The sequence below is a fragment of the Mesorhizobium sp. M7A.F.Ca.US.002.01.1.1 genome (assembly GCF_004022955.1).
Taxonomy (GTDB): domain Bacteria; phylum Pseudomonadota; class Alphaproteobacteria; order Rhizobiales; family Rhizobiaceae; genus Mesorhizobium; species Mesorhizobium ciceri.
The window spans coordinates 1-9722 of the sequence record NZ_RZQE01000212.1 but is presented as its reverse complement, the minus strand read 5'-3'; the positions used below and the strand labels follow the sequence as shown (position 1 = coordinate 9722).

Annotated in this window: 9 protein-coding genes; 1 reads left to right on the top strand and 8 read right to left on the bottom strand. The window is 63.2% G+C overall.

Annotated elements, in window-relative coordinates:
- From EN932_RS20140 to EN932_RS20125, 4 genes are all read right to left on the bottom strand, one after another.
- Positions 1 to 1474: DEAD/DEAH box helicase (locus tag EN932_RS20140; protein ID WP_128369007.1), on the bottom strand; the 1474-nt coding region annotated here is incomplete at its 3' end.
- A 200-nt stretch (positions 1475 to 1674) separates the two neighbouring features.
- Positions 1675 to 2535, bottom strand: a complete 861-nt coding sequence (locus EN932_RS20135; RefSeq protein ID WP_164753715.1) for an NlpC/P60 family protein — start codon at positions 2533 to 2535, stop codon at positions 1675 to 1677.
- A 26-nt stretch (positions 2536 to 2561) separates the two neighbouring features.
- Positions 2562 to 2912 carry a MarR family winged helix-turn-helix transcriptional regulator gene (locus EN932_RS20130; protein WP_013533675.1) on the bottom strand — a complete coding sequence of 117 codons (351 nt, stop codon included), beginning with the start codon at positions 2910 to 2912 and terminating at the stop codon, positions 2562 to 2564.
- Between the two features lie 72 nt (positions 2913 to 2984).
- Positions 2985 to 4349 (bottom strand): M17 family metallopeptidase, encoded by a 1365-nt coding sequence (locus EN932_RS20125; RefSeq protein WP_027161743.1) that lies wholly within the window; start codon positions 4347 to 4349, stop codon positions 2985 to 2987.
- A gap of 116 nt (positions 4350 to 4465) precedes the next feature.
- Between EN932_RS20125 and EN932_RS20120 the strand changes: the two genes are divergently transcribed.
- Complete coding sequence (locus tag EN932_RS20120) at positions 4466 to 5287, top strand: tetratricopeptide repeat protein (protein ID WP_013533677.1); 822 nt, start codon at positions 4466 to 4468, stop codon at positions 5285 to 5287.
- A 90-nt stretch (positions 5288 to 5377) separates the two neighbouring features.
- Here the strand turns inward: EN932_RS20120 and EN932_RS20115 are convergent, their stop codons facing one another.
- The 4 genes from EN932_RS20115 to EN932_RS20100 all read right to left on the bottom strand — a co-directional run.
- Positions 5378 to 6400 (bottom strand): type II secretion system F family protein, encoded by a 1023-nt coding sequence (locus EN932_RS20115; protein WP_013533678.1) that lies wholly within the window; start codon positions 6398 to 6400, stop codon positions 5378 to 5380.
- 9 nt (positions 6401 to 6409) lie between these two features.
- A complete protein-coding gene (locus EN932_RS20110; RefSeq protein WP_013533679.1) occupies positions 6410 to 7423 on the bottom strand; it encodes a type II secretion system F family protein in 1014 nt (337 codons plus the stop codon).
- A 29-nt stretch (positions 7424 to 7452) separates the two neighbouring features.
- Entirely contained in the window at positions 7453 to 8952 is a 1500-nt protein-coding gene (locus tag EN932_RS20105; protein ID WP_013533680.1) for a CpaF family protein, read from the bottom strand.
- Between the two features lie 29 nt (positions 8953 to 8981).
- Positions 8982 to 9722, bottom strand: a 741-nt coding sequence (locus EN932_RS20100) for a CpaE family protein (RefSeq protein ID WP_206618948.1), incomplete at its 5' end; no start/stop codon positions are given.

The following is a 9722-nucleotide window of genomic DNA, read 5'->3' as shown; positions in this document are numbered from 1 at the left end:
GGGCGCGGCGCTGTGTAGACCCCCGCCACAACCCGTCCTTGTTCAAACGGATGCGGGCGTAGCGTTCGTAATTCTTGAGCGCATAGCCGCCGGTGGCAACGAAATCGATGACGCGGTCGAATGTCGGCCGGTCGAGGCTGACATAGGGTGCTGCCGTTCGCACCTCCTCGTACAGGTCATCGGCACGGAACGGCGCGCCGCAGGCGCAGCCGAGCACATGCTGGGCCAGCACATCGAGCCCGCCATTGATCAACGGAGGCGTGTCCTGCGCGCCTAAATAGTTGGCGTCGAGGGCGGCCCGGCATTCCAGCACCTCAAAGCGGTTGGCGGGGATGAGGATCGCCTTGGACGGCTCGTCCATGCGGTGATTGGCACGGCCGATGCGCTGTGCCAGCCGGCTCGCCCCCTTTGGCGCGCCGACATGCACGACCAGATCGACATCGCCCCAGTCGATGCCGAGATCGAGCGTCGAGGTGGCGACGATGGCGCGCAGCGCGTTTTCGCCCATCGCCTTCTCGACCCGCCGGCGCTGGGCGACGTCGAGCGAGCCGTGATGCAGCGCGATCGGCAGGGTGTCCTCGTTGACCCGCCACAATTCCTGGAAAAGCAGCTCCGCCTGGCTGCGGGTGTTGACGAACAGCAGTGTCGTCTTGTGGCGTTTGATCTCGCGATAGATTTCCGGCGTGGCGTAGCGCGCCGAATGTCCCGCCCATGGCACGCGCTCTTCGGAGTCGAGGATGGAAATCTCCGGTTTCGCACCCCCGGTGACGACGATCAGTTCGGCCATGTCATGGCCTGTCGAACCCTTGGGTGGATTCTGGCTGACCAGCCAGCGCCGCAACTCGTCCGGTTCGGCCACCGTCGCCGATAGCCCGATGGTTTGCAGACCAGGGACAAAGCTGCGCAACCGTGCCAGGCCGAGCGCCAGCAGATGCCCGCGTTTCGATGTCACCAGCGAATGCAGCTCGTCGAGCACGACGTAGCGCAGATCTTCGAAGAAGCGTCTGGCATCGCCGGCCGCAATCAGCAGCGCCAGTTGTTCGGGTGTGGTCAGCAGGATATCGGGCGGCACCAGTTTCTGGCGCTGGCGCTTGTGCGCCGGCGTGTCGCCGGTGCGCGTCTCGATGGTGACGGGCAGCCCGATCTCTTCCACCGGCTTGCCGAGATTACGCTCGATATCGACGGCAAGCGCCTTCAACGGCGAGATGTAGAGCGTGTGGATACCGCGCTGCGCCTGGCCCGGCTTTCTCTTTGGCCGGTTGGCCAGTTCGGTCAGCGAAGGCAGGAAGCCGGCCAGCGTCTTGCCGGCGCCGGTCGGCGCGATCAGCAGTACCGACTGACCGGCCTGGGCCTTCGCCAGAAGTTCGATCTGATGGGCGCGCGGCGACCAGCCTTTCTCGCCAAACCATCTGAGGAATGGTTCGGGCAGGGCCACGGCGGCATTCTGTTCGGCAAGGCGCGGCTCAACTGTCACCCGCCAGAGGTAGCGCGACGGCGCGCGAACGCCAAGGAAAATCGGAACAAAAGGTGATCGAGGTGAGCTTTCCTCGCCCCAGTACGGGGAGAGGATGCCGGCAGGCAGGTGGGGGGCGGCGCGAACCTCTCAATGCTGGCGCTGTCCCTCATCCGCCCTTCGGGCACCTTCTCCCCGTGAACGGGGCGAAGGAAGAAAGGCTACGGCCTCCTGAACCCTGTCGGGCCACCATAGAGATAACCGATGCGATCAACCGCATCCTTCAGGCCTTCGCGCGACACCAGCATGGTGTGGCCGTTGGCGTGGATCATCGTGTCGGCATCGGTCATCACGGCGACATGGCCCTTCCAGAACACCAGATCGCCGCGTCGCAAGCCGGAGAAATCAGGTCCCGGTTCCAGCGGCTCGCCAAGGGCCGCAGCCTGCATGTCGGAATCGCGCAGCACGTCTCTGCCGGCCATGCGCATCGCCAGTTGCACCAGCCCCGAACAGTCGATGCCGAAACCGGAAGTGCCACCCCAGAGATAGGGTGTTCCTAGAAACGCCTCGGCAACCGCGACATAGTCGGAGGCAGCTTCACTGAGCGGCCGCAGGTGACCTGCGATCAGCGCCTCGCCGGACGGCAGGACCGCATAGTGCGTACCGCGCGTCTCGGCCGCCTCCGTCACCGTCACCGTCGATCCCATCGACAATTGTCCGGCGATCGGAAAGCGCAGATCCGGCGCGGGATAGAGGAAGGTGCGCGGCACGCAGACGATGTGCGTCGGCGTATGGTCCCGTTTGCCCAGCATCGTGTCGGCGACATAGCCGACATAGCCGTCGCGTTCGGCCTGGACCCAGGCCCAGCCTTCGGCGACATCGAAGACCAGGACATCGTCGCCGAACAGGGCTTGCGTGTTGACGCCGGCATCCGCCCGCGGCGCCTTGCGCATATCGGCCACTGACGCGATGACCCGCGCCGGCCGGCCGGCGACGAAGCGGTCAGCGGCGACCTCACCCTTCAGCCGTGCATCGGCAAGGTCGGAGCGAAAAGCGTGAAGGCGGGCATCCCTGGCAGTCAAATCGAGCACTCTGTTGAAAAGGTCGCTCACATCGGCAGTTCGAGCGCCTTGGCGATGATACCATCGCCGAAGCGCTCGACAAAGAGCGCGCCCTCGACCGTGCGCCTGATCAGAACATTGCGCTTGTCGAGCTCGTCGCGATGGCGCGAGACGAGTTTCAAAGCGCCCATCGTGTCAAGGGCGCGGGTGATCACCGGCTTGGTGACATTGAGCCGGGCGGCGAGCCCGCGCACGGTGTGCGGCGGCGGATCGAGATAGATGGTGAACAGGATTGCCGTCTGGCGCATGGTCAGATCGGGCGCGTCGTCGCGCACCTGCGACAGCATCACCTGCTGCCACAGTCGCAAGGCCTGGCTCGGGCGCATCGCAATCGACATCGCGCCAGCATGACGGCAAATTGTTTCGGTTCCGTTTCAGTCAAAGCGATTGCCGTCTTTCGCCTGCGACTGTCAGCCATAGCGTTTCGCGATGATCCGCTCCAGCGCGCGGATGCCCTGTGCCTCGCCGCCGGCGGGGCCATGCGGACGATCAGCCGGATTCCAGGCGAAGATGTCGAAATGCGCCCAGCCCGCGGTTTTTTCGACGAAGCGCTTCAGGAACAACGCCGCTGTGATCGAGCCTGCGAAACCGTCCGTGGTGACATTGTTGATGTCGGCGATCTTCGACGACAGTTTTGCATCGTAGGGCCGCCACAGTGGCATGCGCCACAGCGGATCCTCCGTCGCGACGGAAGCCTCCGCCAGATCGGATGCCAGCGTTTCGTCGCCGGTGTAGAACGGTGGCAGATCGGGGCCGAGCGCCACACGGGCAGCCCCGGTCAGCGTCGCCATGTCGACCAGAAGCTGCGGCTCCTCCTCGTCGGCCAGCGCCAGCGCGTCGGCCAGCACCAGCCGTCCCTCGGCATCCGTGTTGCCGATCTCGACAGTGATGCCCTTGCGGCTCACCAGCACGTCGCCAGGCCGGAAGGCGTTGCCGGCAATCGAATTCTCGACCGCGGGAATGAGCACGCGCAGCCGCACATTCAGCCCGGCAGCCATGATCATCGAGGCGAGGCCAAGCACATTGGCGGCACCGCCCATGTCCTTCTTCATCAGCAGCATGCCGGACGATGGCTTGATGTCGAGACCGCCTGTGTCGAAGCAGACGCCCTTGCCGACCAGCGTCACCTTCGGTGCGTCTTGCTGCCCCCATCGCATGTCGATCAAGCGCGGTGCGCTGGTCGACGCACGGCCGACCGCATGGATCATCGGGAAGTTCCGGTCGAGGAGATCGTCACCCTTGATCACCGAGACTTCGGCCTTGTGCCTGGCGGCCAGGGTCCGCACCGCCTGCTCCAAATCTTCCGGACCCATATCGCTGGTCGGCGTGTTGACCAGATCGCGTGTCAGGAAGACGCCATCGACAATGCGGCGAACGCGCCCGGCATCGACGTCGGCCGGCAGGCCGAAGCGCAGCGCCCTGCCTGGCTTCTTGCCGTAGCGAGTAAAGACATAACCGCCGAGCAGCAGCGCGATCGCCGCGAGTTCGGCCTCGGCCGGCGCCAAGGCGAAATGCCAGTCGCCTTCCGGCAAGGCTTTCGACAATGCGCCGAGGGCAAGCGCGCCTTCGCCATCGCCGATACCGAACAAGGCGCCGCCGAGCGCCCCGTTTTCGCCGGGCACGACCAGTGTCCTGCCTGCCTCGCCGGAAAAGCCGTTGGCCCTGGCCCAGGCGATGGCGGCCGGCGCAAGACCGGCCGCGTCCAGACCGTCCCTGGCGACCAGATGGACCGGCAACGCGCCCGGCAATGTCTTCCCGACGAGTTCGACAGGCATGCGATGTTCTCCGTGTGAGTCGCCGTTCTTAACCGTCCGTTAGGGTTAACAGAATATTTCTGCGAGAGGGAAGACGGCCACGCAATGGCCGCGCATGAATGGAGGCTTAGGGTGCCATGCCGACCAACCGCAGGATCAATATCAGGGGAAAACGGCTCATCACCATGGCTCTTGTGCTGGCGCTGACGGCGGGCGTCGCCGGTTGCGGAACCGACAAGCTCTCCACCGGCTCTATCGCACGCACCAGCGGCAAACCGCTTGAAAGCATGTCGGCCGGCGAACTGCACAATGCCACCGGCGCACTTGGCCAATCCTACGCGAAGAACCCCAACGACAAGCGGATAGCGACGAACTATGCGGCGGCGTTGCAGATGGATGGCGACGCCGACCAGTCGCTGGCCGTGATGCGCAAACTCGCCATCGCTTTGCCCAAGGATCGTGACGTGCTTGCCTCCTACGGCAAGGCGCTGGCCGCCAATGGCCAGTTCGAGGCGGCGCTCGACGCCGTGCGCCGCGCTCAGACACCGGAATATCCCGACTGGAGGCTGGTGTCGGCGGAAGCGGCCATTCTCGACCAGACCGGCCAGAAGGACGATGCGCGCCAGCTTTACCGCAAGGCGCTCGACCTCAAGCCGAACGAGCCTTCCGTGCTCTCCAATCTTGGCATGTCGTATGTGCTGGAAGGTGATCTGCGCACCGCCGAAACCTATATGCGCTCGGCCGCGCAACAGCCGAATGCGGACAGCCGGGTCCGCCAGAACCTGGCGCTGGTCGTCGGCCTGCAAGGCCGGTTCGACGAGGCCGAGAAGATCGCCTCACAGGAACTGTCGCCCGAACAGGCGCAGGCAAATGTCGCCTATCTCAGGCAGATGCTGGCCCAACAGAACGCCTGGAGCCAGCTCAAGGACCAGGACAAGCCGAAATCCGCAACCAACTGAGACCACAATTCCGATGCCCCAACGAAGAGGCCGCGCTGCATGCAGCGCGGCCTCTTCGTTTGAAGTGTACTGCAGGAATTTGCCTTGCCGCTACTGGGCGTTTGTTGCCGGCGCCGCATGATCGCCGAAGATACCGCGTTGGCTGACCTGAATGCCGGCGGGACCCAGGATGATGGCGAAAAGCACGGGCAGGAAAAACAGGATCATCGGCACGGTAAGTTTTGGCGGCAGGGCGGCCGCCTTCTTCTCGGCCGCATTCATGCGCATGTCGCGGCTTTCGGCGGCAAGCACGCGCAGTGCATGCGCCACCGGCGTGCCGTAACGCTCGGCCTGGACGAGCGCCTGCGACACCGACTTGACCGAATCCAGGCCGGTGCGGCTTGCCAGGTTCTCGTAGGCCTGCTTGCGCTCCGGCAGATAGGAAAGCTCGGCATTGGTGAGGATGAACTCTTCCGCCAGCGCCACCGATTGCGCGCCGATCTCGTCGGCGACCTTGCGCAATGCTGCTTCCACCGACATGCCCGATTCGACGCAGATCAGCATCAGATCGAGCCCATCCGGCCATGCCATCTGGATCGACTGCTTGCGCTTGGTGGCGCGGTTGTTGACGTAGATGACCGGCGCGTAAAAGCCGCCGTAAGCAACGAGGATGCAGACGAACAGCCTGATGACCAATGGCTTGTCGGGCAGTCCTCCGAGCACGAAAATGTAGATTGCGGCCAGCGCGAAACCGACAAAAGGAAGCACGAGACGGAAGAAAAGAAACCGCGTCAGCGGATTCTGTCCACGAAAACCGGCCACCTTGAGTTTCTGCAAGGTGCCTTCATCGGCGAGCGCGCGTCTCAGATCCAGCCGGTCGACGATGTTGCGCATGCCGATCGACTGTTCCTCACGCAAGCCCTTGCGACGGCGGTCGGCCTCGACCGCAAGCCGGGCGCGCTGTTGCGCACGCAGTTCGTCGCGCTCCAGCGCAACGGATTTCATGCGTGACTTGAGCTGGTTTCCGCCAAACGCCGGCAGCAAGGTGAAGACGGTCGCAAACACCGCTATCGCGACCAGCATCGCGATCAGGAAGCTCGGATCCGTCAGGGTCTTGATGACTTGCTCGGTCATGCCAGCATCCTAGACTTCGAAGTTCATCATCTTGCGCATCACCAGGATGCCGATCGACATCCAGACCGCAGAGCAACCAAGGATCAGGTTTCCGACGCTGGTGTTGAACAGCGGCATCAGGTAGGCCGGGCTCGACAGGTAGACGAGAAAGGCGACGATGAAGGGCAGCGCCCCGATGATCGCGGCGGATGCCTTCGCTTCCATCGACAGCGCCGCGACCTTGGCTTTCATCTTCTTGCGATCGCGAAGCACGCGCGAAAGATTGCCCAGCGCCTCGGAGAGATTGCCGCCGGCTTGCGATTGAATCTGGATAACGATGCCGAAGAAGCTTGCCTCGGTGCAAGGCATGGTTTCGGGCATGCGCAAGGTCGCGTCGGGGATAGAGAGGCCCATCTGCTGTGAATCGACGATGCGGCGAAACTCGGTCTTCACGGGTTCGGGCGATTCGTTGGCGATCAGGCGCACGGCATCGTTCAGCGGCAGGCCGGATTTGACCGCGCGCACGATGATGTCGAGCGCGTTTGGAAATTCGTTGAGGAATGCCTTGACCCGGCGGGCGCGGCGAAACGTGACGAACCAGCGCGGCAGGCCCAGCCCCCCGGCCAGCAGCACGCCCGGCAAGGCGATCAGCGGGGCTCCGGCCACGAAAGCGGCCATCGTCAAAACGATACCGCATATTGCGGAATATATATAGAAACGCTCGATGGTGGTCTTGAGGCCGGCCTGACGAAGCTGGGCTTTCAGCGGCGGCTTCTTGACGCGGCTGTCCTTGGTTTTCTGCTTGGCGTCGAGTTCGTTGAGAGAATCCTGAACCGATTTGCGCCGCTTGGCGGCTTCCGCCACGCGGTCGCGCGAGGCCTTGACGACGGAGCGATCCGTCTCGGCGGTCCTGATTGTTTCGAGCCGCTTGCCGACCTGTTTCTCGTTGCTGATCCGGGTGAACAGAAATGCATAAGCGACGGCGCCGGCGCTGAAGCCGGCGAGCACGACAAACGCCAGTACTGTGCCGTCAATTCCAAACATTGGCCCGAACCCTTACACCCCAGCAGACGTCAGTCAGCGCGTTTCTCCATCGCCTCGAGCGCAATGGCGAGACGCTGCTCCTCGCCGTAATAGCGTGCACGCTCCCAGAAATGCGGACGGCCGATGCCGGTCGATACGTGCTCACCCAACAGCCGGCCGTTGGCGTCCTCACCCTTGATGTTGTAGAGGACGATATCCTGCGTGATGATGACGTCGCCTTCCATCCCGATCACCTCGGTGATGTGGGTGATGCGGCGCGATCCGTCGCGCAGGCGCGCTGCCTGGATGATCACGTCGATGGAACCGACGACGATTTCGCGCACTGTCTTCTGCGGCAGCGAATAACCGCCCATGGCAATCATGGATTCGATGCGGTTCAGGCATTCGCGCGGGCTGTTCGAGTGGATCGTGCCCATCGAGCCGTCATGGCCGGTGTTCATCGCCTGCAGAAGATCGAACACTTCGGGTCCGCGCACTTCGCCGACGATGATGCGCTCGGGCCGCATGCGCAGGCAGTTCTTGACCAGGTCGCGCATCGTCACCTCACCCTCGCCCTCCAGATTGGGCGGGCGGGTTTCGAGGCGCACCACATGCGGCTGCTGCAATTGCAGCTCGGCCGAGTCTTCGCAGGTGATGACGCGCTCCTCGCGGTCGATATAGTTGGTCAGGCAATTGAGCAGCGTGGTCTTGCCCGAACCGGTACCGCCCGAGATCACGATGTTGCAGCGAACACGGCTGATGATCTTGAGAACTTCGGCGCCCTGCGGCGAGATGGCGCCGAACTTGACCAGTTGGTCGAGCGTCAGCTTGTCCTTCTTGAATTTGCGGATGGTGAGCGTGGCGCCATCGATGGAGAGCGGCGGCGCGATGACGTTGACGCGGGAGCCATCGGGGAGGCGCGCGTCGCAGATCGGGCTGGATTCGTCGACGCGGCGGCCAACCTGGCTGACGATGCGCTGGCAGATGTTGAGGAGCTGCTGGTTGTCACGAAAGCGGATGCCGGTCTGTTCGACCTTGCCGTTGACCTCGATGTAGACGTTCCTGGAGCCGTTGACCATGATGTCGGCGATGTCGTCGCGGGCGAGCAGCGGCTCGAGCGGCCCATAGCCGAGCACGTCGTTGCAGATGTCCTCGAGCAGCTCTTCCTGCTCGGCGATCGTCATTGCGAAGTTCTTGATCGCGATGATGTCGTTGACGATATCGCGGATTTCCTCGCGCGCACTTTCAGGATCAAGCTTGGAAAGCTGCGACAGATCTATGGTGTCGATGAGTGCGGAGAAGACCTGGCTCTTGGTATCGTAATAGGTTTCGCTTTTTTCGCGCTGTGCCCGCTTCGGCTCAGGCGCCAATGGCGGTGCCTCGACCGCACGGCGCGCCGGCGGCGCGACAGGCGCGCTTGGCGCCGCGGGCCGTGTCAGAACCGCCGTGTCCACGGAACCTGCAGCCGGCGGCGCAACAGGCGCCGGTGCTGGCTGGCGAAATTCCGGCGTGAACCGGTTGCCGTCGTCGCTGCCTCTTTTACCAAACATGATCGACTACCGATTCCACTGCTGAAGCGTCACTTCTTGTTGCGCGAGAGCTTGCCGAGCAGGCTGCCGAGCCCGGCCTTCTTCCTGATCTTGATTTCGCTGCGCCCGGTCAGCACATGCGCCATTTCGTTGATCATTGCGACGATCGGGTTCTTGGCATCCATTTCGCCAAGCATGCGTCCGTTGTTGGCAGCATTGCCGAACAGCAATGGATCAAAAGCAATGACCGACATTGGCGACAGACCGAGCGGCTCGGCGAAATCGGCCGGCGAAATCTCCGGGCGTTTCGGGACGCCGGCCTGGTTGATGATAAGCTTGGGCGGCGGATCATTGGGACGAAGCCGCTTGAGCATATCGATGAGGTTCTTGGTGTTGCGCAGATTGGCAAGTTCCGGTGTCGCGGTGATGACGATCTCGTCGGCCTTGACCAAGGTGTTCTTGGTCCAGCCCGTCCAGGCATGGGGGACGTCGAGCACCAGAAGCGGCACGCTGCGCTGGGCGGTGTCGATGAGCTGAACGAAGGCCTCTGGATCGAAATCATAGACCCGTTCGAGCGTCGAAGGCGCCGCCAGCAGCGACAGATGCTCGGCGCACTGGGTCAGCAGCCGGTCGAGATAGACTTCATCGATGCGTTCCGGTGAAAACACCGCCTCGGCAATGCCTTGCGCCGGATCCTGGTCGAAATTGATGTTGGCGGTGCCGAAAGCCAGATCGAGATCAGCGACGACCACTTCGGATTTGAACAGGGAGGACATCGCCCAAGACACATT